This is a genomic window from Geodermatophilus sp. URMC 62 (genome assembly GCF_052931475.1).
Genome location: NZ_JBRFHY010000001.1, coordinates 5,362,935 through 5,388,320, shown reverse-complemented (window position 1 = coordinate 5,388,320; position 25,386 = coordinate 5,362,935). Strand labels below are relative to the sequence as shown.

At 77.8% G+C, this 25,386-nt stretch carries 20 protein-coding genes; 15 read left to right on the top strand and 5 right to left on the bottom strand.

Going from position 1 to position 25,386, the window contains the following annotated elements; all coding sequences use genetic code 11:
• Positions 1-2 precede the first annotated feature (2 nt).
• Positions 3-1,124 (bottom strand): cupin domain-containing protein, encoded by a 1,122-nt coding sequence (locus ACU616_RS25825; protein WP_446761247.1) that lies wholly within the window; start codon positions 1,122-1,124, stop codon positions 3-5.
• Between the two features lie 314 nt (positions 1,125-1,438).
• Positions 1,439-1,789, bottom strand: a complete 351-nt coding sequence (locus tag ACU616_RS25820) for a BatC protein (protein ID WP_446761246.1) — start codon at positions 1,787-1,789, stop codon at positions 1,439-1,441.
• Between the two features lie 242 nt (positions 1,790-2,031).
• Here ACU616_RS25820 and dinB point away from each other — a divergent pair, with 242 nt between their 5' ends.
• Together dinB and ACU616_RS25810 are read left to right on the top strand one after the other, a co-directional pair.
• A complete protein-coding gene (dinB, locus tag ACU616_RS25815) occupies positions 2,032-3,222 on the top strand; it encodes a DNA polymerase IV (RefSeq protein WP_446761245.1) in 1,191 nt (396 codons plus the stop codon).
• A gap of 106 nt (positions 3,223-3,328) precedes the next feature.
• Positions 3,329-3,757: a DUF3040 domain-containing protein gene (locus tag ACU616_RS25810; protein ID WP_446761244.1), complete on the top strand. Its 429-nt coding sequence runs from the start codon at positions 3,329-3,331 to the stop codon at positions 3,755-3,757.
• 192 nt (positions 3,758-3,949) lie between these two features.
• On the opposite strand, the gene ACU616_RS25805 is transcribed toward ACU616_RS25810, so the two are convergent.
• The 3 genes from ACU616_RS25805 to ACU616_RS25795 are packed head-to-tail and all read right to left on the bottom strand — an operon-like array spanning position 3,950 to position 8,780.
• The gene (locus ACU616_RS25805) at positions 3,950-6,394 is read right to left on the bottom strand and encodes a transglutaminaseTgpA domain-containing protein (RefSeq protein WP_446761243.1); all 2,445 of its coding nucleotides are present in this window, start codon (positions 6,392-6,394) and stop codon (positions 3,950-3,952) included.
• Positions 6,391-7,788, bottom strand: a complete 1,398-nt coding sequence (locus ACU616_RS25800; RefSeq protein WP_446761242.1) for a DUF58 domain-containing protein — start codon at positions 7,786-7,788, stop codon at positions 6,391-6,393. The genes ACU616_RS25805 and ACU616_RS25800 overlap by 4 nt, the downstream gene beginning before the upstream one ends.
• A 5-nt stretch (positions 7,789-7,793) precedes the next feature.
• The gene (locus tag ACU616_RS25795; RefSeq protein WP_446761241.1) at positions 7,794-8,780 is read right to left on the bottom strand and encodes an AAA family ATPase; all 987 of its coding nucleotides are present in this window, start codon (positions 8,778-8,780) and stop codon (positions 7,794-7,796) included.
• 313 nt (positions 8,781-9,093) lie between these two features.
• Here ACU616_RS25795 and mraZ point away from each other — a divergent pair, with 313 nt between their 5' ends.
• The 13 genes from mraZ (at position 9,094) to pgeF (ending at position 25,348) form a co-directional block, all read left to right on the top strand.
• Positions 9,094-9,528: a division/cell wall cluster transcriptional repressor MraZ gene (gene mraZ / locus ACU616_RS25790; protein ID WP_446761240.1), complete on the top strand. Its 435-nt coding sequence runs from the start codon at positions 9,094-9,096 to the stop codon at positions 9,526-9,528.
• A 407-nt stretch (positions 9,529-9,935) separates the two neighbouring features.
• The gene (gene rsmH / locus ACU616_RS25785) at positions 9,936-10,994 is read left to right on the top strand and encodes a 16S rRNA (cytosine(1402)-N(4))-methyltransferase RsmH (RefSeq protein ID WP_446761239.1); all 1,059 of its coding nucleotides are present in this window, start codon (positions 9,936-9,938) and stop codon (positions 10,992-10,994) included.
• Positions 10,991-11,584 carry a hypothetical protein gene (locus ACU616_RS25780; RefSeq protein WP_446761238.1) on the top strand — a complete coding sequence of 198 codons (594 nt, stop codon included), beginning with the start codon at positions 10,991-10,993 and terminating at the stop codon, positions 11,582-11,584. Before rsmH ends, ACU616_RS25780 begins: the two co-directional genes overlap by 4 nt.
• A 14-nt stretch (positions 11,585-11,598) precedes the next feature.
• Positions 11,599-13,635 (top strand): peptidoglycan D,D-transpeptidase FtsI family protein, encoded by a 2,037-nt coding sequence (locus ACU616_RS25775; protein ID WP_446761237.1) that lies wholly within the window; start codon positions 11,599-11,601, stop codon positions 13,633-13,635.
• A gap of 119 nt (positions 13,636-13,754) precedes the next feature.
• The gene (locus ACU616_RS25770) at positions 13,755-15,314 is read left to right on the top strand and encodes a UDP-N-acetylmuramoyl-L-alanyl-D-glutamate--2,6-diaminopimelate ligase (RefSeq protein ID WP_446761236.1); all 1,560 of its coding nucleotides are present in this window, start codon (positions 13,755-13,757) and stop codon (positions 15,312-15,314) included.
• Entirely contained in the window at positions 15,311-16,711 is a 1,401-nt protein-coding gene (locus tag ACU616_RS25765; protein WP_446761235.1) for a UDP-N-acetylmuramoyl-tripeptide--D-alanyl-D-alanine ligase, read from the top strand. Before ACU616_RS25770 ends, ACU616_RS25765 begins: the two co-directional genes overlap by 4 nt.
• Entirely contained in the window at positions 16,708-17,787 is a 1,080-nt protein-coding gene (mraY, locus tag ACU616_RS25760; protein ID WP_446761234.1) for a phospho-N-acetylmuramoyl-pentapeptide-transferase, read from the top strand. The genes ACU616_RS25765 and mraY overlap by 4 nt, the downstream gene beginning before the upstream one ends.
• A 203-nt stretch (positions 17,788-17,990) precedes the next feature.
• Complete coding sequence (ftsW, locus tag ACU616_RS25755; protein WP_446761233.1) at positions 17,991-19,394, top strand: putative lipid II flippase FtsW; 1,404 nt, start codon at positions 17,991-17,993, stop codon at positions 19,392-19,394.
• Entirely contained in the window at positions 19,391-20,500 is a 1,110-nt protein-coding gene (gene murG, locus ACU616_RS25750; protein ID WP_446761232.1) for an undecaprenyldiphospho-muramoylpentapeptide beta-N-acetylglucosaminyltransferase, read from the top strand. Before ftsW ends, murG begins: the two co-directional genes overlap by 4 nt.
• Complete coding sequence (gene murC, locus ACU616_RS25745; protein WP_446761231.1) at positions 20,490-21,980, top strand: UDP-N-acetylmuramate--L-alanine ligase; 1,491 nt, start codon at positions 20,490-20,492, stop codon at positions 21,978-21,980. Before murG ends, murC begins: the two co-directional genes overlap by 11 nt.
• Entirely contained in the window at positions 21,977-22,765 is a 789-nt protein-coding gene (locus ACU616_RS25740; protein ID WP_446761230.1) for a cell division protein FtsQ/DivIB, read from the top strand. The genes murC and ACU616_RS25740 overlap by 4 nt, the downstream gene beginning before the upstream one ends.
• A 431-nt stretch (positions 22,766-23,196) precedes the next feature.
• Positions 23,197-24,453, top strand: a complete 1,257-nt coding sequence (gene ftsZ, locus ACU616_RS25735) for a cell division protein FtsZ (RefSeq protein ID WP_446761229.1) — start codon at positions 23,197-23,199, stop codon at positions 24,451-24,453.
• Between the two features lie 136 nt (positions 24,454-24,589).
• Positions 24,590-25,348, top strand: a complete 759-nt coding sequence (gene pgeF, locus ACU616_RS25730) for a peptidoglycan editing factor PgeF (RefSeq protein ID WP_446761228.1) — start codon at positions 24,590-24,592, stop codon at positions 25,346-25,348.
• The last annotated feature ends 38 nt before the right edge of the window (positions 25,349-25,386 follow it).

Genomic DNA, 25,386 nt, shown 5'->3' with positions numbered 1-25,386 from the left:
GCTCACGACCCGGTCCCGAGGGCGTCGGCACGCTCCCCATCGTCCCCGCCGGCGTCCGGCGCGGGGGCACCGGGACCGTGCGGGCCCGGCTCCGGGGCGGTGGCGGGGACGCCGTCGACGGCCCCGCCGGTCCGGGCGGCGTCGGCCCCGCCGGGGAGGGCGGCGTCGGCCACCACCGCGATCGACTCGGTGACCAGCCGCCGGGCGAGGACGAGCCGGTCGTCGGCGTCGAGCCCGGGCAGGTCGGCGACCTTGAGCTCCCCGGCGGCCAGCAGTTCGGCCAGCGCGGGCCGGGTGGCGGCGGGGAACTGGTGCCGGCGCCGCCCACCGAGCAGGACGACCCGGTCGTCCCCGGCCCGGCCGTCGGAGGCGGGGCGCAGGCTGCAGCGCAGCCGGCGGCGCAGCCGCAGCACGGTGTCGGGCGTGAGGGCCGCGGCCGCGGTCGCCTGGGCCAGCGGCGCGACCGGCTCGGGGCGCACCTGGTCCCACGTGCGCGCCCGCAGCCGGTCGGCCACCTCGTCGGGGTCGATCCGGTCCAGCCAGTCCCGCAGCGCGGCGAGGACCGTGGTGACGTCCTCGCGCACGGTCGCCGGGTCGGCGAGGTCCAGGCCCACCGGCAGCGAGCGGCGCAGCTCGCGGTCGTCGGCGGCCAGCGCCCGCACCAGATCCAGCGCCGACTCCGCGGCCGCCCAGCGGGTGACCGGGTGCACCCCGATGGTCAGGTGCGCGCTGGTCTGCCCGAGCGCCACCGCCGAGTGCAGGTAGCCGCGGGGCAGGTAGAGGGCGTCGCCGGGGCGCAGGACGGCGTCGATCACCGGCTCGCGTTCCGCGGCGGCGGCGACGTCGGCCGCGCGGTCGTTCCACGGCTGGGTGCGCAGCGGGTCGGGCAGCACCGGCTCGTGGATGCGCCAGTGCTTCTCGCCGGCCACCTGCAGCACGAACACGTCGTGGACGTCGTAGTGCGGGCTGAACCCGCGCGAGGACGGCGGGGTGACGTAGGCGTTGACCTGCGTCGGGTGCCCCAGGTCGGCGGCGAGGGAGTCGGCGAACTCGATCAGCGGCGGCCAGAGCCGGTGCAGGCCCTGCAGGACGACGGTGCTGCCGTCGGCGAACAGCCGCAGCACGGCGTCGGAGGAGACCTGGTCGGCGACCTCGGCACCGGCGCCCCCGGAGGTGGTGAACCGCTTCGGGTCGACGACGGCGCCGTCCTTGGCGATGCGGAGGAACGGGGTGCGCAGGCCGCGACGGGACAGCAGCTCGTCGACGTCGGCCAGGGTCAGCAGGTCGGCGAAGGACTCACCGGTGTCCTCGGCGCGGGCGAGCAGGGGGCGGCGGGACCAGTGCCGCTCGGCGAAGACCTCCGGGTCGAGGTGCGTGCACCGGCGCAGGGCCGGGCGGAGGTCGCCTCCGCCCGGCCCCGTGCCTGTCGGGTCCTGGCTCAGGCCGAACCGTCCGCGCCACCGTCGGCACCGCCGTCGGCGCCGCCGTCCGAACCGCCACCGGCCGCACCGCCGTCGGCCGGGCCGTGACCGGCGCCGCCGTCCGCGCCGCCGTCCGCGCCGCCGTCCGCACCGCCGTCGGCACCGCCGTCGGCGCCACCGTCCGCACCACCGTCGGCCGGGCCGTGACCGGCGCCGCCGTCGGCGCCACCGTCCGCGCCGCCGTCGTGGCCCGCGCCGCCGTCGGCACCGCCGTCGGCACCGCCGTCGTGCTGGCCTGGCGTGCCCTCGCCGGCACCGCTGTCGGCCGGGCCCTCCGTGCTGGTCATGTCGTCGTCGTCGAGCGCCATCGGGCTCCTCCGGGATCCGGGTCGGGACCGTCCGCCGGCCGGCGGTCGGTCGCGTCCCACCTAACCCGTTCCGCGCCTCGCCACACATGGCCCGACCAGCCGTTTCCCGACACGCGACGACACTCCGGACGAGGGCGCACCCCGCCCGGACGGGCCGCTACCCTCCTCGCGTCGGTGCGAACAGGTGTTCGAGGGGAGGGGTGTCCGTGGCGCCGTCGCGGGGGCGGGCGGAGGGGTGCACCGTGCTGCACGTCGACATGGACGCCTTCTTCGCCAGCGTCGAGGTGCGCCGGCACCCCGAGCTGGCCGGCACGCCGGTGATCGTGGGCGGGGCCGGCAACCGCGGGGTGGTCACCTCGGCGACCTACGAGGCGCGGGCGTACGGGGTGCACGCCGCCATGCCCACCGCCCGGGCGCTGCGGCTGTGCCCCACCGCCACCGTGCTGCCCGGCGACGTGGCGCTCTACGCCGAGGTCTCCCGGTCGGTCATGGCGCTGTTCCGCTCGATCACCCCGCTGGTGGAGCCGCTGAGCCTGGACGAGGCGTTCCTCGACGTCTCCGGGGCCGGCCGCCGGCTCGGTGACGCCGCGGAGATCGGCGAGTACCTGCGCGCCCGGGTCTACGACGAGCAGGGCATCACCTGCTCGGTCGGCGTGGCCGGCACCAAGTTCGTGGCCAAGCTCGCCTCCACCCGCGCCAAGCCCGACGGGCTGCTCGTCGTCCGCCCGGCCGAGGTCATCGACTTCCTGCACCCGCTGCCGGTCGGCGCGCTGTGGGGCGTCGGCGCGAAGACCGAGGAGGTGCTGCTGCGGCTGGGGCTGCGGACGGTGGGCGACCTCGCGCACGTGCCCGCGCGCACCCTGCAGCGGGCGGTGGGGCAGGCCGCGGGCAGCCACCTGCACGAGCTGGCGTGGGGCCGCGACCCGCGCCGGGTGGTCCCCGACGAGCCGGAGCGGTCGGCCGGCCACGAGGAGACCTTCGGCACGGACGTCGACGACCCCGCCGTCGTCCACCAGGAGCTGCTGCGGCTGGCCGAGCGGACGGCGGGCCGGCTGCGCGCGGGCGGCTGGCTGGCCCGGACGGTGAGCGTCAAGGTCCGGTTCGCCGACTTCACGACGATCACCCGCAGCCGCACCCTCGGCGTCCCCACCGACGTCGGGCAGGAGCTGTACGAGACCGCTCGCGCCCTCTTCGACGCCCTCGGCCTGGACCGCGCCCGGATCCGGCTGGTCGGGGTGCGGGCCGAGCGGCTGGTGCCGGCCGGGTCGGCGCCCCGCCAGCTCGAGCTCGGCGCCCGCCAGCACGGCCGCCGCGACGCCGAGATCGCCGCCGACCGGGCGGCCCGCCGGTTCGGTGCCGGCGCCGTCCGCCCGGCCACGCTGCTGCGCCGCGACGGCGACCGGCGGGTGCGCGACGGCCACCCCCGGGAGTGATCGTGAGGACCCGGCAGCGGTCTCCCGGCGGGTCGCCACGCACTCGCCTTTCGCACCCCGCAATCGGCTCGTATCCTCGGTGTCACCCCCGGGTAGACACCCGGGGGTGTCCGGCTCCGCCCACATGGAGGTCTCGGTGCCGCTCTCCGAGCACGAGCAGCGACTGCTGGAGCAGATCGAGCGCGCCCTCGTCGACGACGATCCCAAGTTCGCCTCCTCCGTCCGCACGGGTGACCGCAGGCTCAAGGCCCGGCGGAAGCTGCAACTCGGTGCGCTGCTGGTGCTGGTGGGTCTGGCCGTCCTCGTCGGAGGCGCTGTCGCCCCGTCCGTCCCGCTGGGGGTGCTCGGCTTCCTGGTGATGTTCGGCGGTGCCGCCCTCGGCGTCCTCAACTACCGCTCCGCCACCGGCGCCGTCGAGACCGGCCCGGCCGGCCAGCGCGGCGGGAGCACGGCGCGCGGCCGCGGGGGCCGGCCCCGTCGTCAGCCGCTGAAGAACCGCCTCGAGGAGCGCTTCCGCCGCCGCTACGACCAGTAGCCCGCCTCGGACCCGCAGCCCCACCTCCAGCGCCGACGGCCGCCGTCCCCTCCGGGACGGCGGCCGTCGGCGTTCCCGGGGTCCCCGCCGGCCGCGCGCGGGCGGCGAGGGTGCGCTCGCCGGACGCACCGGTCTCCTCCCTGCCCCCGGGACGGCCGGACGCCGCCGCGGGCGACGGGGTCCTCCTCCGGGTCAGGCGGGCCGGCGGCGGCGCGGGAGCCGGGAGGTGACCGCGGCGGAGACGGCGTCGCCCAGCGAGGCCGGCCACAGCAGGGCCCGCAGCCGGACCCGCAGCGGCACCGCCGCCGCCAGCCCCCGCCGGGCGGTGCCCAGCGCCGCGGGAAGCGCCGGGTCGCCGGCCGCGCCCGGGCGGCCGTAGCTGGCCGCCTCCTCGGCGCGGGCCAGCCGCTCGACCGCGTCGCCGGCGCCCTGGCCACCGGCCCGGTGCGCGCCGCTGCCCCCGGGCGACCCGAGCGTGCGGCCCAGCGACGCGGCCTGCTGCCGCGGGGTGTGCGCCGGGTCCCAGGGCAGGCCGAGGTCGCGGGCGGTGGCGGCCAGCTCGTCCCACAGCGCGGCCGGGTCCCCGTCGGCCAGCCGGCGCCGCCGCTGCAGCGCGCGGGCGGCGGCGGGGGCGGCCAGCAGCGCGCCCAGCCCGAGCAGGACGCCGGCGGCCACCAGCACCGGGCGGGCCGCCGAGGTGTCCCGGGCGGCGGCCCGGCCCTGCGGCGCGGCGTCGGGCGCCCGGTCGACCTGCGGGACGGGGACGATCGGCGCCGGGGTCGGTGCGGTCGGCACGTCGGTCGGGCGCTCGAGGACCTCCTGGTCGGCCGGCCGCGGCGCCCAGGGCAGCTCGACGGCCCGCTCGGTGTCGATCGGTGTCGGGTCGAACGGGACCCAGCCCAGGTCGTCGAACCAGACCTCCACCCAGGCGTGCGCGTCGTCGCTGGTCACCAGCCGCCCGCCGCCGGGCTGCACGCGGCCGGGCGTGTAGCCCAGGGCGACCCGGGCGGGGATCCCGGCGGCGCGGACCATCGCGGCCATCGCGCCGGCGTACTGCTCGCAGTAGCCCTGCTTGAGGCGCAGGAAGTCGGCGAGGTCGTCGCCGCCGGTGCCCGGCGCGGTGGAGAGGCTGTAGACGAAGCCGTTCTCCCGGGAGAACGAGTCGTGGATGGCGCGCACCGCGTCGTACGGCGTGGCCGCCCCGGCGGTGAGCGTGGCCACCAGGTCGGTGACGCTCGGGTCCAGGACCGGCAGGGCGGTGTCGCGCTCGAGCACCGGGTCGCCCGCCGGCAGCGGTGCCGACGCGCGCAGCTCCTCCTCGGTGGGCTGTGGCTCGACGGCGGTGACGCGGTAGCTGCGGCCGGCGGTGGTGACGTCGCGGCCGAAGACCGTGCCGGTGGCCGGGTCGAACCGCCACGCCCCGGGGTCGTCGATGGCCACCGACAGGGGGGAGGCGAGCACCGGCAGGAACCGGTCGTCGTGGCCGACGGCGGTGATCGTCGCCTCCACCACCCGTCCCTCGCGGTGGCCCGGCAGCGGTGCGAGGTCCTCGCGCTGGGCCACCGACGCCTCGCCGTCGAGGTTGCCGACCGTCCAGCCGTCCTCGGCGTCGTAGACGTCGAGCGTCACCACCCGCAGGTAGCCCGGCTCCAGGACCGAGCTGTCCACGCGCAGCAGGTCGATCGGCTCGGGCAGCGTCAGCTGGCCCTGCAGCGCCGCGGCCGGGTCGAGCGCGGTGCCGGTGGACCCGCCGCCCCCACCCGGGCCGAAGCCGGCGGCCAGCCGGCCCTCGGGCAGCGTCGGGACGAGGCTGCCGAGCACGACCGCGGCCACGAGCGCCAGCGCGGCGGTGCCGGTGGCGGCGAGCGTCCCCGCGCCGCGGCGCGTCCCGGTCCCCCCGGAGCGGGCGGCCAGCCGCCGGGACTGGTCGGTCCACAGCAGCAGCGCCAGCCCGGCCGCCGGGGCGGCCAGCGCGGGCAGCCCCACGCTGCCGGTCACCGTGCTGACCGGCACGCAGAACAGGACCAGCAGGCCCAGCCCGGCCAGCGCCGGCTGCCGGCCGCCGACGGCGACCAGGTCGACGGTCACCGCGACCAGGCCCACGAGCAGCACGGTGAGCGCGAGCAGCCCGGTGAGCGGCAGGGCCGGCGTCGACTGCTCGCGGATCTCGGCGGAGCCGTCGAGCAGCACCGTGCCGAGGGCGTCGAGGGAGGCGGGCGTGGGCAGCCAGCCGCCGAGGGCCCGGCCGGGGGCGAACTGCGCGGTCATCAGGCAGGTCAGCAGCGCCAGCTGGCCGAGCGGGACGAGGGGGACCGCGGCGGCGGCGACCCGGGACGGCACCGCGCGGCCCCCGGAGGCCCAGTCCCACAGCGCCGTCCCCGCCGCGCGCAGCACGAGCCCCCCGGCGGCGACGACGGCGACGGCCGACAGCGCTGGCAGCACCCAGGCGGGGCGGACGAAGACCGGCAGCAGCGAGCAGGCGCCCAGGGCGGTCGCCACCGCGGCGGCCAGCGCGGTGCCGCCCTCGCGGCGCAGCGTGTCCGGCGGTCGCGGGCCGGGCGGCGGCGCGACGGCCGGCGCGACGGCGGCCGGTGCGGGCGCGCCGGTGCGGACCGGCGGCGGAGCGAGCGTCGTCACGCCGGCACCCCCTGCGCGCTGCGCGTCCCCGACCCGCGGGTGTGCGCCAGCTCGGTCCACACGGCCTCCACCGTGCGGTCGGCGGAGGCGACGACGACCTGCCAGCCGGCGCCGCGCAGCAGCGACGCCGACCGCTCCAGCTGGCCGGAGAGCGTCCCGCGCGCGGACGCCGACAGCGCCCGCCGGCCGCGGCCGGCCTCGGCCCAGCTGCCCACGTCGAGCAGGACGGCGACGTCGGAGGCCGGGCCCGAGCGGGTCGCGACCAGCTCGGCGAGGTCCTCGGGGCCGACGGCACCGAGCAGCGCCACCACCGGGCCGTCACCGGCCACCCGGCCGAGCAGCTCCACCGCCGGGCCCAGGCGCGTGCCGCGGGAGGGCGCCAGCCCGGCCAGCCGGTCGAGCAGCTCGCCGGGACCCAGGCCGCCGCGGCCGTGGCCGCCGTGCCCGTCGGTCGGGTCCAGCTCCCCGGCGTCGGTGACCACCCGCAGCTCCGCGCCGCGGCGGGCCAGGTGCGTGCCGATGCTCGCCGCGGCCTCCACCAGCCACTCGAGGCTGTCCGGCGGCGGCGCCGGGTCGCCGGGCGGCCCCGGGACGGCGGTCCCGGCGGCCGCGCCGGGCACGGCGGCCCGGCTGAGCAGGTGGGCGCGGGCGCGGGTGTCCAGCAGCAGCGCCGCCTGGGCGCGCCACGGCCGCTCCTCCATCCGCACCATGAGCTCGCCGGTCCGGGCGGTGGCCCGCCAGTGCACCTTGCGCAGGTCGTCGCCGTGCCGGTACGCGCGGGTGCTGACGTCGTCCTCCCCGTGCACCGCGAGGGAGCGGCGGGCGCCGTCGCCGCCCCCGCCGTGCCCGCCGCCCGGGCCGCCCGGACCCAGCGGCCGCACCCGGGGCACCACGAGCAGGGGGGCGTCGTCGGTGCCGCTGCTGGTGCGCTGCACCAGCCCGAAGGGGTCGACCAGCCGCAGCCGCAGCGGACCGAGCCGGAAGCGGCCGCGGCGCCTGCCGTGCACGCGGTAGCGCAGCGCAGCGGTGCCGCCGCCGGCCAGCCGCGCGACGACGAAGCGGGGGGAGCGGCCGAGCTCGGCGGGCAGCGCCTCGGTCAGCAGCCACAGCCGGCCGGCGCGCCGCTCGGGATTGGTGACCTCGAGCAGCACCTCCGCGTCCTCCCCGCGCGGCACCCGCGCCGGTGCCACGGTGCGGCGGGCGGCGACACGGGCGCGCTGCCGGGCCACGGCCAGCGCCGACAGCAGCGGCAGGGCCAGCACGAAGACGGCGAGCTGGACCAGCGGCTGCTCACCGAGCAGCGCGCCGAGCCCCAGGAGCGTGGCCCCGGCGGCCACCAGGCAGCGGCCGCGCAGGGTGAGCGACGTCAGCGCGGTCCGCAGCGGGCCGGTCACGGGGCTCAGCGCCCCCGCAGGACGGGGACGGAGGACAGCAGCCCGGCCACCACCTGCTCGGGCGTGCGCCGGGCGGCGGCCGCGTCGGCGGTCAGCAGCAGGCGGTGGGCGAGCACCGGCGTGGCCATCGCCTGGACGTCGTCGGGCAGGACGTGGTCGCGGCCGGCCAGCGCGGCGGCGGCGCGGGCGGTGCGCAGCAGCTGCAGACCCGCCCGCGGCGAGGCGCCCAGGCGCAGCTCGGGGGAGCGGCGGCTGGCCTCCACCAGGGCGACGACGTAGCGGCGGACGGCGTCGGAGACGTGCAGCCCCTGCACCGCCTCGACCATCGCGCGCACCGCGGCGGCGTCGGCGACCGGGCCCAGCGTGGCCAGCGGGTCGGTGGTGCCGCGGTCGTCGAGCATGGCGACCTCGGCCTCCCGGTCGGGGTAGCCCATCGAGACCCGGGCGGTGAAGCGGTCGCGCTGGGCCTCGGGGAGGGGATAGGTGCCCTCCATCTCCACCGGGTTCTGCGTGGCGACGACGAGGAAGGGCCGGGCGAGCTCGTAGCTGACGCCGTCGACGGTGACCTGCCGCTCCTCCATGCACTCCAGCAACGCCGACTGCGTCTTGGGCGAGGCGCGGTTGATCTCGTCGGCGACGACGACGTTGGCGAAGACCGCGCCCGGCTTGAACTCGAAGGCGCGGCTCTCCTGGTCGTAGACCGACACGCCGGTCACGTCGCTGGGGAGCAGGTCGGGGGTGAACTGGATGCGGCGCACGCTGGCGTCGATCGACGCGGCGAGGGCCTTGGCCAGCGTCGTCTTGCCCACCCCGGGGACGTCCTCGACGAGCAGGTGGCCCTCGGCCAGCAGCACGACCAGCGCCAGGTGCACGACGCCGGGCTTGCCCTGGACGACGCGGGAGACGTTGGCCGCGATGCGCGCGCCCTCCGTGGCGACGTCGACCGGGGGTCCGGCCCTCCCGTCCGCCGCCGCACGCATGGTGTCGGTCACCCGGCCCACGGTACGTGGCACGCGGCCCCTCGGGAGGGCTCCGCGGACCCGCTCCCGACCCCACCGCGGGCCTACCTCACGGCGCCGGCGGCCTCCCCGACCCCACCGGCCGCCCCACCCGGCCCCACCCCGTTCCCCGGGTGCGCCGCCCCGCCCCTGACCTGCACGGCAGGCGGTGGGAGCCGTCGGTCACGACATGGTGTCGAGTGGTGTTCGGTGGGGCGTAGTGGGTTAGGGTGTGGCGCGGTGGGGAGCCAGGGCCCGTCCCGGGTCCGCGGACGGACACAGGAGGACCGATGCGGGAGGTGATCCGGTGTTCGTCGGGAGCTACACGCTGCGTCTCGACGAGAAGGGCCGGGTCGCGCTCCCGGTCCGCTTCCGCGAGCAGGTGGCCGACGGCATGGTGATCAAGAAGGGCCAGGAGCGCTGCATCTACGGCCTCACCATGGGCCGGGTCGCCGAGCAGAGCCGCGCCGCCGCGTCGATGGCTCCCGCCGACACCGCCGAGGCCCGCATGCGGGCGCGCATGAGCTTCGGCTCGATGGTCGAGGTCGAGCCGGACAAGACCGGCCGCATCACCATCCCGGCGAACCTTCGGCAGTACGCCCACCTCGACCGGGACGTGGTCGTGGTCGGCGTCGACACGCGTTTCGAGATCTGGGACCAGGCCACGTGGGACACCTACGTGGAGGAGCAGGAGGCGGCCTTCGCCGCCATGGAGAGCGAGGGGATGCCCACGCTGTCCTGATCCCGTCCCGCCGGTCGCCCCGACCGCCGCGCACCCCGACTGCGAGCCGTCTTCCCCGCGGCTCGACCGGGTGCGGCCCGAACCGCCTTCCCCGCGGCTCGGTCCTGGCGCGAGGCGGCGCACCCGCGCCGCCGGTCGGACCGGCCACCGGCACCGGGCACCCCCGCCCCTCGCGGTCCTCCTGACGCACTTCCCCGGCGCCAGGCGGAGCCGCGGGGGGTGGGGGTCCCACCCCATCCCGGTCCCGGCTGCGCCCCGCCGGTGACGGCTCCCCTCCCGACGCGCCCGTCCACCGCGCCCCACCCGTCGCGCGGCACGCCCGCCGAGCTCCCCCTGCCGACCCGCTGCCCGCGCCACCATGGGGACGCCCTCCCCGCGCGGGGAGCCCGATCCCGAGGAGAGCGACGATGGACAGCCCCGAGGCCCTGCGGCCGCCGGCGCAGGACTCGGCGCGGTCGGGTTCGGCGCAGGGCTCGGCGCGGTCGGGTTCGGCGCAGGACTCGGCGCGGTCGGGGCCCGTGCACGTGCCCGTCCTCCTCTCCCGGGTCACCGAGCTGCTCGGCCCGGCCTGCGCCGCCGACGGCGCCGTGCTCCTCGACGCCACCCTGGGCCTGGCCGGCCACGCACTGGCCCTCCTCGACGCCCACCCCGGCCTGCGCCTGGTGGGCCTGGACCGCGACCCCGAGGCCCGCGCCGAGGCCGCCGCCCGCATCGCCGCCGCCGGCCACGCCGACCGCGCCACCCTCGTGCCGGCCGTGTTCGACGAGCTGTCCGGCGTGCTCGACCGCCTGGGCCTGGCCGAGGTGTCGGCGGTGCTGTTCGACCTCGGTGTCTCCTCGCTGCAGCTGGACCGCCCCGAGCGCGGCTTCAGCTACGCCGGCGACGGGCCCCTGGACATGCGGATGGACCCCGGCGCGCCCCGCAGCGCCGCCGACGTCGTCAACACCTACCCGGCCGCCGACCTCGCCCGGGTGCTGCGCGTGTACGGCGAGGAGCGCTTCGCCTCCCGGATCGCGGCCGCCATCGTCCGGGAGCGGGCCCGGGCGCCGTTCACGCACACGGAGCGGCTGGCCCACCTGGTGCGCGACTCGATCCCCGCGGCCACCCGCCGCACCGGCGGCCACCCCGCCAAGCGGACGTTCCAGGCGCTGCGCATCGAGGTCAACGACGAGCTCGGCGCCCTGCAGCGGGCGCTGCCGGCGGCGCTGGACGCGCTCGCCGTCGGCGGCCGCATCGCCGTCATCACCTTCCACTCCCTCGAGGACCGGATCGTGAAGCAGACCCTCGCCGCCGGCGCCACCGACCGCACGCCGCCGGAGCTGCCCGTCCGGCTGCCCGAGTACGGGCCGGTCCTGCGGCTGCTCACCCGCGGCGGCGAGGCGCCGTCGGAGGCCGAGGTGGCCGCCAACCCGCGCGCCGCCTCGGCGCGGGTCCGGGCGGCCGAGCGCACCCGGCGGGCCGCGTGAGCGCCGCCGCCCGCGCGCCGCGCGACACCGCGCCCGGCGCCGCACGCGACGCCGCCCCCGCGGCGGAGCGCACCGTCCACGCCGTCCCGTCCCGGCCCGTGCGGGCGCTGCCCGCACGCCCCCTGCGCGCGGTCCCGTCCCGGCCGGTCCGCACCCGCACGACCGGGCCCGCGCCGCGCGTCGGGTCCGCCCCCGCGCTGCGGCTGATCACCGGCGGGGACGCCGGGCGGGCACGGCGGACGGCGGACGGCCGGCGCCGGGCGCCGTTCGTGCTGCTGGTCGTCGCGCTGCTCGTGGTCACGACGCTGAGCCTGCTCGTGCTCAACACCACGATCGCGGTGAACTCCCTCAAGGCCAGCGACCTGCGCTCCGCCAACGCGGAGAAGGCCGAGGACGTGCAGCGGCTCGAGCAGCAGGTGGTCGACGGCAGCACCCCCGTCCGGCTCGCCGCGGCCGCCGTCGCCGCCGGCCTGGTGCCCGCGGGCACGGTGGGTCACCTCGTCGTCGCCCCCGACGGCAGCGCGACGCTGCGCGGCACCCCGGAGCCCGCGCCGGCGCCGGGACCGCCCGCCCCGGGGACCGGGGGCTGAGCGGAGGTGTCCCGATGACGCTGCCTCCCCGCGGCCCCGAACCCGGCCGCCGCACCGCTCCGCGCGCCGTCGGGCGCGGTGCCCGCCCGGGCGCTCCGCTGCGGCCCGGTGCGCCGCTGCGCCCGGCCGCGCCCCGCGCCGCCGCCCCGCGCGGCGGTGATCCCCGCGGCGGTGACCCCCGCGGCGGTGATCCCCGCGGCGGTGCCTCCCGCGGCGGCGGCCCCTACGGCGGCCCGCCCCGCTCCGGGGCCTTCGCGCCGCGTCGCGCCCCGGGCAGCCGGCGGGGCGGGCGGCCGCTGACCTCGGGTCCGCGCCGACTGTGGTGGGGCCTGGTGCTCGTCGTCGTCCCGCTGCTGGTGATCACCGGCAAGCTCGTGCTGCTGCAGGGCGTCGACGGCGCCGACTACGCCTACGCCGCCGAGCAGGACCGGCTGGCGAGCTACCCGATCGCGGCCCTGCGCGGGGCGATCGTCGACCACGACGGCAACCCCCTCGCCTACACCGTCGAGGCCTCCCGGGTGGTCGCCGACCCCACCGTCGTCGACGACCCCGAGCGCACCGCCCTGGCGTTGACCGCCCTGCTCGACGTGCCGGTCGACGAGCTCACCGACCAGCTGAGCGAGGCCGGCCGCTACGTCGTCCTCGCCCGGCAGGTGCCGCCGGAGACCACCGACGCCATCGACGAGCTCGGCCTGGCCGGCGTCTCCTTCGAGGACGACCCGGTGCGGCTGTACCCGGCCGGCACCGTCGCCGGGCAGGTCGTCGGCTTCGTGGGCCGCGACGGCGAGGGCCTCGGCGGCGTCGAGCTGCGCTTCCAGGACACCCTGGCCGGCACCGACGGGCAGCGGCGGGTCGAGGTCGGCAGCGGCGGGCACCCGATCCCCTCGGGCATCGACGAGTCCACCCCGGCCACCGACGGCAGCACCGTCGAGCTCACCGTCGACCAGGACGTCCAGTTCACGATGGAGCAGCGGCTGGCGCAGGCCTGCGCCGACGGCGCCACCACCCGCGCCTCGGCGGTCGTGCTCGACGTGCACACCGGCGAGGTGGTCGCCATGGGCTCCTGCCCGGGCTACGACCCCGCCCAGGCCGGCAGCACCGACCCGGAACTGCTGGGCAACCCGGTGGTCTCCGACGTCTTCGAGCCCGGGTCGGTGATGAAGGCGGTCACCATGGCCGCCGCCGTCCAGGAGGGCAAGGCCACCCCCGACACGGTGCTGAACGTGAACGGCCACATCCAGGCCGGCGACGTCGTCGTCACCGACGCGCACGACCACGCGCCGGTCGACTGGACGGTGACCGGCATCCTCGCCAAGTCCAGCAACGTCGGCACGATCATGCTGGCCCGCGAGGTCGGCGACGAGACGCTCGAGCGGTACCTGCGGGCCTTCGGCGTGGGGGAGCAGACCGGCATCGAGCTGCCCGGCGAGAGCGCCGGCATCCTCGAGGGCTCCGCGGACTGGACCGAGAGCCGCGCGGCCAACGTGCCCATCGGCCAGGGCGTGTCGGTGACGACGCTGCAGATGGCCTCGGTCTACCAGGCCATCGCCAACGGCGGGGTCCGCATCCCGCCGCGGCTGGTCGAGTCGGTCACCGCCCCCGACGGGACGACGTCGACCCCCGACGCCCCCGAGGCCAGCCGCGTGATCAGCGAGGACACCGCCGACGACCTCGCCTACATGCTCGAGGCCGTCGTCGGCCCGGGCGGCACCGCGCCGCTGGGGCAGGTCGACGGCTACCGGGTGGCCGGCAAGACCGGCACGGCGCAGCGGGCCAACCCCGAGTGCGGCTGCTACGACGGCGGTGGCTACGTCACGACCTTCGTCGGGTTCGCCCCGGCCGACGACCCGCAGTACGTGGTCGCCGTCGACCTCGAGCGGCCCACGAGCTCCGCCGAGGGCGGCCAGGTCGCCGCGCCGGTGTTCGCCGACGTCATGCGCTACGTGCTCACCCACGAGGCGGTGGTGCCCTCCGGCACCGAGCGGCCGGACTTCGCGCTGACCGGCGAGCAGCTCGCCGCGGCCGGCCGCACCCCACCGGCGGGGAACTGAACGAAGGACCTCCCCGCCCCTGCGGTGGGCCGCCGCGGACCCCCGCAGCGGGCCGGGGCGGACGCCGCGCCAGCGCGGGTGCGCGGAACGCGACCGGCCCGCCGGTAGATTGGCCCGACGTGAGCCCGACCGGACCCGGGTCGGTGCCCCGGCCAGCGGGGAACCACCCGCTCGCCCTCCGCGCGCTGGCCGACCTCGTCGGCGCCCCCGTGCAGGGCGACCCCGCCACCGCCGTCCGCGGCGTCACCCTCGCCTCCACCGAGGTGCGCCCCGGTGACCTCTACGCGGCGCTGCCCGGCGCCCGCACCCACGGCGCCCGCTTCGCCGCCGACGCCGCCGCCCGCGGCGCCGTCGCCGTCCTCACCGACCCGGCCGGGCGCGAGCAGGCGGCGGCCACCGGGCTGCCGGTCTGCGTGACCGGCGACCCCCGCGGCGTCCTCGGCGCCGTCGCCGCCCGCGTCTACGGCGAGCCCGCCGCCCGGCTGCCGGTCATCGGGATCACCGGCACCAACGGCAAGACGACGACGGCCTACCTGGTCGAGGCCGGCCTCGCCGCCGCCGGGCGCGCCACCGGCCTGATCGGCACCGTGCAGACCCGCACCCGCGCGCGGGGGACCGAGACCGCCTTCCCCAGCGTGCGGACCACCCCGGAGGCGCCGGTCCTGCACGCGCTGCTGGCGACGATGGCCGAGTCCGGCGTCGACGGCGTGGTCATGGAGGTCTCCAGCCACGCGCTGGTGCAGGGGCGGGTCGGCGGGGTGCCCTTCGCCGCGGCCGGCTTCACCAACCTCAGCCAGGACCACCTCGACTTCCACGGCACCCTCGAGGACTACTTCCGGGCCAAGGCGCTGCTCTTCGACGGCCGCGCCGCCCGCGAGGTCGTCGTCGTCGACGACGAGCACGGCCGGCGCCTCGCCGGGATGCGCGGCGGGCACGCGGTCACCGCGTCGGCGGAGGGCGCCCCGGCGGACTGGACGGCGACCGACGTCACCCAGACCCCCGACGGCGGCTCGGCCTTCACCCTGACCGGTCCCGGCGGCACCTGGCCGGCGCGGGTGCGGCTGCCCGGGCGCTTCAACGTCACCAACGCCGTCCTCGCCGCCGCGCTGCTCGACGCGGTGGGCGTGCCGGTCGACGCCGCGCTCGAGGGCATCGCCGCCACCGTCGTCCCGGGCCGCATGGAGCCGGTCGACGCCGGCCAGCCGTTCACCGCCGTCGTCGACTACGCACACACCCCCGACGCCGTCGCCACCGCCCTCGCCGCGCTGCGCGGCGCCACCCGGGGCAGGCTGATCACCGTGCTCGGCTGTGGCGGTGACCGTGACCCCGGCAAGCGACCGGCGATGGGGGCCGCCGCGGCGGCCGGCAGCGACCTGCTCGTCGTCACCGACGACAACCCGCGCTCGGAGGACCCGGCGGCCATCCGCGCCGCGATGCTCTCCGGGGTGCCGGCCGACCGGCGCGGCAGCGTCGAGGAGGTCGGCGACCGCCGGGCGGCGATCGCCCGCGCGGTGGCGCTGGCCCGGCCCGGCGACACGGTCCTGGTCGCGGGCAAGGGACACGAGACCGGTCAGGAGGTCGCCGGCACCGTGACGCCGTTCGACGACCGCGCCGTACTGCGCGAGGTCATCAGCGGGGTCGTCGCCGGGCCGGCGCGCGCCGGGGCGGCCCGCCGGTGATCGCCCTCTCCCTCGCCGAGGTCGCCCGGGCCGTCGGCGCCGCGGTCCCCGACGGCGCCGAGGTCACCGTGACCGGCGTGACGCTCGACTCGCGCACCGCCGCCGCCGGCGACCTGTTCGTCGCCGTCGCCGGCGAGCGCGTCGACGGGCACGACCACCTCGACGACGCGGCGGCGGCCGGGGCGGTCGCCGCCCTGACCACCCGTCCCGGTGGCCCGCTGCCGGCACTGGTGGTCGAGGACACCGTCGTCGCCCTCGGCCGGCTCGCCGGGCTCGTGCACGGGCGGCTGGCCGCCGCCGGGCTCCTGACGGTGGGCATCACCGGCTCCTCGGGCAAGACCTCGACCAAGGACCTGCTCGGCCAGGTGCTGACCGCCGCCGGGCCCACGGTCAGCCCGCCCGGCTCCTACAACAACGACATCGGCCTGCCGCTCACCGTGCTGTCGGCCGACGCGGACACCCGGTACCTGGTGCTGGAGATGGGCGCCCGGGGCCTGGGCCACATCGCCCGGCTGTGCGCGGTGGCCCGGCCCGACGTCGGCGTGGTGCTCAACGTCGGCTCGGCGCACCTCGGCGAGTTCGGCTCGGCCGACGTCATCGCGCAGGCCAAGGGCGAGCTGGTCGAGGCGCTGCCGGAGTCGGGCACCGCCGTCCTCAACGCCGACGACCCGCGGGTGGCCGCCATGGCGCCGCGCACCCGCGCCCGGGTGGTCACCACCGGCCGCTCGCCCGGCGCCGACGTCCGGGCCGACGACGTGACGCTCGACGACGCCGCGCGCGCCCGGTTCACCCTCGTCGCCGGCGGCGAGCGGCACCCGGTGGCGCTGCGGGTGGTGGGGGAGCACCAGGTGGCCAACGCCCTGTCCGCCGCCGCCGCGGCGATCGCCGCCGGCGTGGGCCCCGACGCCGTCGCGGCCGCGCTCTCGGCGGCCGAGCCGCGCAGCCGCTGGCGCATGGAGGTCACCCGCCGCCCCGACGGCGTCACGGTGGTCAACGACGCCTACAACGCCAACCCCGAGTCGATGCGCGCCGCCCTCGCCGCCCTCGCGGGGATGCCCGCCGCCCACCGGGTCGCCGTCCTGGGCGGCATGGCCGAGCTCGGTCCCGGCGCCACCGGCGAGCACGAGCGGCTCGGCCGCGACGCCGTCGCCGCCGGGGTGGACCTGCTCGTGGCCGTCGGACCCGACGCGGCGGGGATGGTGACGGGTGCCCGCGCCGCCGGTGCCCGCGACGGGCAGGGCGCGACCGGCGCCGTGTCCGTGCCCGACCGGGCGGCCGCCCGCGAACTGCTGTCGGAGGTGCTGGTGCCCGGTGACGTCGTGCTGGTGAAGGCCAGCCGGTCCCACGGGCTGGAGCTGCTCGCCGCCGACCTGCTCACCGCCGGGGCAGGCGCGTGAAGTCCGTCCTCGTCGCCGCGTCCCTCGGGCTGATCATCTCGATCCTGTGCACGCCGCTGGCCGTGCGCGCCTTCCGGCGCCGCGGCTTCGGCCAGGAGATCCGCGACGACGGCCCCGAGTCGCACCTGTCGAAGAAGGGCACGCCCACCATGGGCGGCACCGTCATCGTCGGGGCGACCGTCGGCGGCTACCTGATCGCCCACCTGTTCCTCATCGGCCAGCCCGGCCGCGGGGTCACCGCCACCGGCCTGCTGCTGCTGTTCCTCATGGTGGGGCTGGGCACCGTCGGCTTCCTCGACGACTACCTCAAGATCCGCCACCGGCGCAGCCTGGGCCTCAACAAGACGGCGAAGCTGGTCGGCCAGCTGGTCGTCGGGCTGACCTTCGCCGTCCTGGGGCTGAACTTCCCCGACGAGGGCGGGATCACGCCGGCGTCGGACTTCGTCTCCTACGTCCGCGACATCGCGCCGCTGGGCCTCGGGGCGATCGGCTTCGTGGTCCTGGCCTACCTGTTCATCGCCGGGTTCTCCAACGCCGTCAACCTCACCGACGGCCTCGACGGGCTGGCGGCGGGCTGCTCGGCGATGGTGTTCGGCGCCTACGTCGTCATGAGCTTCTGGCAGTTCACCCACGACTGCGTCGCCGCCGCGGTCGACGGCTGCTACCAGGTGCGCGACCCGCTCGACGTCACCCTGGTCGCCGCCGCGGCCATGGGCGCCTGCCTGGGCTTCCTGTGGTGGAACACCAGCCCGGCGCGGATCTTCATGGGCGACACCGGCTCGCTGGCCCTCGGTGGCCTCATGGCCGGCATCGCGATCGTCACCCGCACCGAGCTGCTGCTCGTCGTCCTCGGCGGCCTGTTCGTCGCCGTCACGCTGTCGGTGGTCATCCAGGTGGCGTTCTTCCGGGCCACCCGGCGCCGGGTGTTCCGCATGGCGCCCCTGCACCACCACTTCGAGCTGGCCGGGTGGGCGGAGAACACGGTGATCGTGCGGTTCTGGCTCGTCACCGGCATGGCCGTGGCCTTCGGCCTGGGGCTGTTCTACGCCGACTGGCTCTCCGTCACCGGTCTGTGAGCGGCCCTCCCCGCGTCCGCCCGGCGCGACACGCCCCGCCGCTGACCCGACGGGGCGGCGACAGCGGTCACGATGACGGGATGGACAGCCGGACCGCTCCGTCCCGAGGCGGCACCCGACGCACGCCCGGGCGGGCGTCGTCGCGATCGGGGGAGCCGGGCGCGGGTGCGGGGCCGTCGAGACCGGCCTGGATCGACGGCCCGATGACCAGCTGCCACCTGGTCATCGGCGCGGCCGGCCTGCTGCTGGCCATCGGGCTGGTCATGGTCTTCTCCGCGTCGGCCATCGAGGCGGCCCTGGACGACGAGCCGGTGTGGCGGCCCGGCCTGGACCAGCTGGTCTTCGCCGCGCTCGGCCTGGTCGCGCTCGTCGTCGCGGTGCGGCTGCCGGTCGGGCTGGTCCGGCGCTGGTCGTTCGCGGCGCTGGTCGTCGTCACCGTCCTGCTGGTCGCCGTCCTCGTGCCCGGCGTCGGCACCGCCTACAACGGCTCGCGGGCCTGGATCGACCTCGGGTTCACCGACTTCCAGCCCTCCGAGCTGTCCAAGCTCGTCGTCGCCCTGTGGGGCGCCCACGTGCTCGCCACGCGCAGCCGGCACCTGACGGTCAGGACGCTGCTGCTCCCGCTGCTGCCGGTGTTCGCCCTGCTGTGCGGGCTGCTCATGAGCGAGCCCGACTTCGGCGCGGTCGTCAGCCTCCTGCTCGTGGTCGTGGGCCTGCTGTGGGCCGGCGGCCTGCCCGGGCGGCTGTGGGGGATCGGGATCGCGCTCGCGGCCACCCTCGGCGTGCTGCTCGTGGGCACCTCGGAGTACCGGATGGAGCGGATCACCTCCTTCCTGCACCCCTTCGACGACCCGACCAACACCGGGTTCCAGGCCATCCGCGGCTTCTACGCCCTGGCCACCGGCGGCCTGTGGGGCGTGGGCCTGGGCAACAGCGCCATGAAGTGGAACCTGCTGCCCGAGGCCGAGTCGGACTACATCTTCGCGATCATCGGCGAGGAGCTCGGCTTCCTCGGCTGCCTGGTCGTGGTCACCCTCTACGCGGTGCTGGCCTACGCCGGCTTCCGCATCGCCCGGCGCTCGGCCGACCCGTTCATCCGCCTGGCCAGCGTGGCGATCACCCTCTGGCTGGTCGGGCAGGCCGCCATGAACATGGGCTACGTCGTCGGCCTGCTCCCGGTCACCGGGGTCACGCTGCCGCTGGTCTCGGCCGGTGGCACCTCGCTGGTGCTCACCCTCTTCATCGTGGGGATCCTCATCCGCTTCGCCCGCTCCGAGCCCGAGGCCATCGAGCACGCGCGCCGCGCCGAGCGGGGCCGGCTGGCCCGCTGGCTGCTGCCGGTGCCCGCGCACGCCGTCGACCCGGTCCGGCCCCGCCGGGAGCGCGCCGGCTCGCGCGGGGTGGCGCGCGCCGGGTCGCGGCTGGCCGCGCAGCTGGACCCGCAGCCGGCCCGCTCGGGCCCGCTGCCCCGCCGCCCGGTCGAGGCCCACCCCGTCCGCCGGCCCGCCGACGGGCCGCGGCCCGACCGGCGCGGCGCACCGTCGGCCGGCCGGCGTCCCGAGCGGGTCCCCGCCCGCCCGGCCGACCGCCCGGGGCGGTCCCGGTGACCGCCGCGCGGCCGGCCGGCGTCGTCCTGGCCGGCGGCGGCACCGGGGGGCACATCGAGCCGATGCTGGCGCTGGCCGACGCGCTGCGCCGCCGCGACCCGGCCCTGCGGATCACCTGCCTGGGCACCGCCCGCGGCATGGAGACCCGGCTGGTGCCCGCGCGCGGCTACGACCTGCGGCTCATCCCGCCGGTGCCGCTGCCGCGCCGGCCCACGCTGGACCTGCTGCGCGTCCCCGGCCGGGTGCGCCGGTCGGTCGCCGAGACCCGCGCGCTGCTCGACGAGGTCGGCGCCGACGTCGTCGTCGGGTTCGGCGGCTACGTCGCGCTGCCGGCCTACCTGGCCGCGCGCCGGGCGGGGGTGCCGGTCGTCGTCCACGAGCAGAACGCCCTGCCGGGCCTGGCCAACCGGGTCGGCGCCCGGCTGGCCGCCCGGGTGGCGGTGACCGTGCCGGGCACGCCGCTGCACCGCGGCGAGCACGTCGGGATGCCGCTGCGCTCGGCGATCACCACCCTCGACCGCGCCGCCCGCCGGGCCGAGGCCCGGGCCACCTTCGGCCTGGACGCCGACCGGCCCACGCTGCTGGTCTTCGGCGGCTCGCAGGGCGCGGCCTCGCTGAACCGGGCCGCGGTGGCCGCGGCCGACGCGCTGACCGCCGCCGGGATCCAGGTGCTGCACGCCCGGGGACCCAAGAACACCGACGTGACGGTGCCGCCCCGCCCGGCCGGGTCCGCGCCCTACGTGGTCGTCGACTACCTCGAGCGCATGGACCTCGCCTACGCCGCTGCCGACCTGGCGCTGTGCCGGTCGGGGGCGGTGACGGTCGCGGAGCTGTCGGCGGTCGGGCTGCCCGCGGCCTTCGTGCCGCTGCCCATCGGCAACGGTGAGCAGCGGCGCAACGCGCTGCCGGTCGTGGAGGCCGGCGGCGGGTTCCTGGTCGACGACGCCGACCTGTCCGCCACCTGGATCGCGGCGACGCTGGTGCCCCTGCTCACCGACCCCGCTGCGCTGTCCGGGTACGCCGCCCACGCCGCCGCGGCCGGGGTCCCCGACGCCGACGAGCGGCTGGCCGACATCGTCCTGGAGGTGGCAGCCGGTGACCGCTGACGCGACCGCCGCGTGGACCGCGCCGGTGCCCGCGCTGGAGGAGCTCGGCGCGGTGCACTTCATCGGCATCGGCGGCGCCGGCATGAGCGGCATCGCCCGCATCCTGCTGGCCCGCGGGGTGACCGTCTCCGGCAGCGACCGGCGCGACACCCCCACCCTGCTCGCGCTGCGCGCCCTGGGCGCCCGCGTCGCGCTCGGGCACGACGCGGGCAACCTCGGCGACGCGGACTCGGTGGTGGTCTCCTCGGCCATCCGCGAGGACAACCCCGAGCTCGCCGGGGCCCGCGCCCGAGGCCTGCGGGTCCTGCCGCGCGCGGTGGCGCTCGCCGCGGTGATGGCCGGGCGCCGCAGCGTCGCCGTCGCCGGCACCCACGGCAAGACCTCGACCACCTCGATGCTCACCGTCGCGGTGCAGGCCTGCGGCGTCGACCCGTCGTTCGCCATCGGCGGCGACCTCAACGAGTCGGGCAGCAACGCGCACGCGGGGGAGGGCGACGTCTTCGTCGCCGAGGCCGACGAGAGCGACCGCTCCTTCCTGCTGCTCGCGCCGTACGGGGCGATCGTGACCAACGTCGAGGCCGACCACCTGGACAACTACGGCGACCTGGCCGCCGTGGAGGCCGCCTTCGACCGGTTCCTCGGCACGGTGGCGCCGGAGGGCTTCGTCGTCCTCTGCGCCGACGACCCGGGCTCCGCGCGGCTGCGCGGCGTCCCCACCCCCGCGCGGGTGCGCACCTACGGCACCGACGCCGGCGCCGACCTGCGGCTGGCCGACCTCGACGTCGGCCGCGAGGCGACCAGCTGGACCGCCGTCCTGGACGGCACCGAGATCGGGCGGGTCCGCATCCGGGTGCCCGGGGAGCACATGGCCCGCAACAGCGCCGCGGCGCTGCTGGCCGGCCTCGAGCTCGGCCTGCCCGCCGAGGGGCTGGTCGCCGGGCTCGAGCGCTTCGGCGGGGTGCACCGCCGCTTCGAGCTCAAGGGCACCGCCGCGGGCGTGCGCGTCTACGACGACTACGCCCATCACCCGACCGAGGTGACCGCCCAGCTGCGCGCCGCCCGCGCGGTGGCGGGGGAGGGCCGCGTCGTGGTGGCCTTCCAGCCCCACCTCTACAGCCGGACCCGCGAGTTCGCGGCCGCCTTCGGCGAGGCGCTGGGCCTGGCCGACGAGGTCGTGGTCATGGACGTCTACGGCGCCCGCGAGGACCCCGTGCCCGGGGTGACCGGTGCGATGGTCGCCGACGCCGTCCCGCTGCCCGGCGACCGGGTGCACTTCGAGCCCTCGTGGTCGGCGGCCGCCCCGGCGCTGGCCTCCCGCGCCCGCCCCGGCGACCTGGTGATCACCATGGGCGCCGGCAACGTGTCGATGGTGGGGCCGGAGGTGCTCGCCGTCCTGACCGGCGGTGTGACCGGCGGTGTGACCGGCGGCGGTGCGACGGCAGGCGGCACCGGGGGCGGCGGCGCGGACGCCGCGCGGTGAGCCGCTCCGGTCTGACGACCGCCGACCGGGAGCGCGGCGTCCCGGCCGAGGTTGCCCGGCCGGCCCGCCGCCGGAAGCGGCCCGACACCCCGGCCCAGCGCCGCCGGCGCCGGGTCCTGCGCGCGGCCCTGGCCCTCGCCGTGGTGGTCGCCGCCTGGTGGGCCCTCTGGTACAGCCCGCTGCTGGCCGTGCGGACGGTCCGGGTCGACGGCGCCGCGACGCTGACCCCCGACCAGGTGCGCACCGCCGCCGGGGTCCCCGCGGGCACGCCGCTGTTGCGCGTCGACGTCGACGCGGCCGCGGCCCGCGTGGCCCGGCTGCCGCAGGTGGCCGACGTCGAGGTCACCCGCGGCTGGCCGCGCAGCGTCGTCGTCACCGTGGTCGAGCGGCGGCCGGTCGCCGTCGTCGAGCGGGCCGGCACCCGCGCGCTGGTCGACGCCGACGGCGTGCTCTTCGACACCGTCACCGGCGAGCCGCCGGCCGGCGTCGTCCCCCTCGACGTGGCCACCCCCGGCGCCGACGACCCGGCCACCCGCGCGGCGCTCGGCGCGCTGCTCTCGCTGCCGCGCGAGGTCCGCACCGAGGTGACCGGCGCGCGGGCGAGCGGCGCCGAGGACGTGACGCTGACCCTGACCGACGGCAGGACCGTCGTGTGGGGCGGACCCGAGGAGGCCGCGGACAAGGCCGCCGCGCTGGTCGCCCTGCTCGGCCAGGTGGCCTCCGGTGCGCTGGACCCGGCCGCGACGATCGACGTCAGCGCGCCCGGCGCCGTCGTCCTCCGGTAGCCGGCGGCCGGACCCGCGCCACCCCGGAGCCGGACGCCGACCCGGCGCACCACCGTCGTCCCTGTACGAGGGACGGCGCTCGCCCTCCGTGTCCTCCTGCGCGCGCACCGCTGTGACGGCGCCGCCGGCCGACACGCCCACCGCCGCGACACGCCCGACACGGGAAACGAGTTGTGCGGTTCCCGCCGCCGACCGCCGGAGCGGGTCTCGACCCCGACCTGAGGTTCCGGGCGGGCGGGTCGTCACCGACGGTGGTGCAGATGTGACCAGCGGGTCGCCGGGGATCGGTGAGGTCCGGCTCCTGCGACACGCCGGGCCGGGGAGGGTGCTTGTAGGCCCCATGAACGCCCACCTAACTTCGTGCGCGTCGACCCAGTTGACATAACTATAAGGCTTTACCTGAGGATGAGGGTCGAGGTCGGGAGTCCCACATGACACCTCCGCACAACTACCTCGCGGTCATCAAGGTCGTCGGCATCGGCGGCGGCGGTGTGAACGCGGTCAACCGGATGATCGAGGTCGGTCTGAAGGGGGTGGAGTTCATCGCCATCAACACCGACGCGCAGGCGCTGTTGATGAGCGACGCCGACGTCAAGCTCGACGTCGGCCGGGAGCTGACCCGCGGCCTCGGCGCCGGCGCCCAGCCCGACGTCGGCCGGCAGGCCGCCGAGGACCACCGCGAGGAGATCGAGGAGGTGCTCAAGGGCGCCGACATGGTCTTCGTGACCGCCGGCGAGGGTGGCGGCACCGGCACCGGCGGCGCGCCGGTGGTGGCCTCGATCGCCCGCAAGCTCGGCGCGCTGACCATCGGTGTGGTCACCCGGCCCTTCTCCTTCGAGGGCAAGCGCCGCGCCGTGCAGGCCGAGTCGGGGATCGAGGAGCTGCGCAACGAGTGCGACACGCTCATCGTCATCCCCAACGACCGGCTGCTGCAGCTGGGCGACCGCAACGTCAGCGTCATGGACGCCTTCCGCACCGCCGACCAGGTGCTGCTCTCCGGTGTCCAGGGCATCACCGACCTGATCACCACCCCCGGCCTGATCAACCTGGACTTCGCCGACGTCAAGTCGGTCATGTCCGGCGCCGGGTCGGCGCTCATGGGCATCGGCAGCGCGCGCGGCGACAACCGCGCGCTGCTGGCCGCCGAGCAGGCCATCGCCAGCCCGCTGCTGGAGGCCTCGATGGAAGGTGCCCACGGCGTCCTGCTGTCGATCTCCGGTGGCTCCGACCTCGGCCTGTTCGAGATCAACGAGGCCGCCTCGCTGGTGTCGGACGCCGCGCACGCCGACGCCAACATCATCTTCGGTGCGGTCATCGACGACGCCCTCGGTGACGAGGTGCGGGTGACCGTCATCGCCGCCGGCTTCGACGGCGGACGTCCCTCGGCGCGCAAGGACGGCGGCGTCGCCGCGGTCCCCGCCGCCCCGGCGACCCCGCCGCCGGCCCTGCCCCGGGTCAGCCCGCCGCCGGCCGCCCCGCGGGCCACCGGTGAGCGGCTGGTCGGCCAGGTGCCCCCGGCACCGGTCGCGCCGGCGCCGGCCCGCCCGGCTCCGCAGGCCGGCGGGGGCATCACCGTGCCGCCGCTGCCGCCGGTCCAGAACGCGGCCCCCGCCGCCGCGGGGCGCCGTCCGCTGGGCAACGAGGACTTCGAGGAGGAGCTCGACATCCCGGAGTTCCTCCGTCAGTGAAAGGACCCCCTCGCCCCCCACGCCTCGCTCCGCTCGGCGCGGGCCCCTGCGAGGGGGCCGTTCCAGCACGTCACCTGCTCGTGGCGCGCCCCTGCGAGGGGGCCGACCGCGTGACCTCCCGCTCCCGGGGCGCGCGGTGAGCCCGACCCCGGCCGCCCCGCCGGCGGTGCGCCCGCGACGGGTGGTCACCGACCGGCGGGGCGGCCGCTCGCGTCCGCCCTACGACACGTTCGACCTCGGCGACCACGTCGGCGACGACCCCGCCGACGTCGCCGCCAACCGCGCCCGGCTCGCCCGCGAGCTCGCCGTGCCCGGCGACCGGCTGGTGTGGATGCAGCAGGTGCACGGCACCGGCGTCGCCGTCGTCGACGGCCCGGTCGAGGCCCCGCTGCCGGCGACCGACGCCCTCGTCACCCGCACACCCGGCCTGGTGCTGTGCGTCCTGGTCGCCGACTGCGTGCCGGTGCTCCTGGCCGACCCCGTGGCCGGGGTGGTCGCCGCCGTCCACGCCGGCCGGGAGGGCGTGCGGCAGGGCGTCGTCCCCGCCACCCTCGCGGCCATGGCCCGGCTGGGCAGCCGCCCGGCCGACACCACCGCGCTGCTCGGTCCGGCCGTCTGCGGCGCCTGCTACGAGGTGCCGCGGGCGATGCAGGCCGAGGTCGCCCGCGTGGCGCCCGCGGCCGCCGTGCGCACCCGCACGGGGACACCGGGGCTGGACCTGCGCGCCGGGCTCGCCGAGCTGATGACCCGCGCCGGCCTGGCCCAGGTCGTGCACGACCCGCGCTGCACCGTCGAGGACCGCCGGCTGTTCAGCCACCGCCGCGACGGCGTCACCGGGCGCCAGGCCGGCGTCACCTGGCTCGGCTGCCCCCTCCCCACGACCACGGCGCCGTGACCACCCGGCACCCCGCCGCGATGGTGCGCGCGCCATGA

What these genes read in the sequence shown, in the direction of transcription:
- ACU616_RS25820 (WP_446761246.1), bottom strand. Translation starts at nt 1,789, where the DNA reads ATGGCGCTCGACGACGACGACATGACCAGCACGGAGGGCCCGGCCGAC.
- rsmH (WP_446761239.1), top strand. Translation starts at nt 9,936, where the DNA reads ATGGACAGCCCCGAGGCCCTGCGGCCGCCGGCGCAGGACTCGGCGCGG.
- ACU616_RS25775 (WP_446761237.1), top strand. Translation starts at nt 11,599, where the DNA reads ATGACGCTGCCTCCCCGCGGCCCCGAACCCGGCCGCCGCACCGCTCCG.
- ftsW (WP_446761233.1), top strand. Translation starts at nt 17,991, where the DNA reads ATGACCAGCTGCCACCTGGTCATCGGCGCGGCCGGCCTGCTGCTGGCC.
- ftsZ (WP_446761229.1), top strand. Translation starts at nt 23,197, where the DNA reads ATGACACCTCCGCACAACTACCTCGCGGTCATCAAGGTCGTCGGCATC.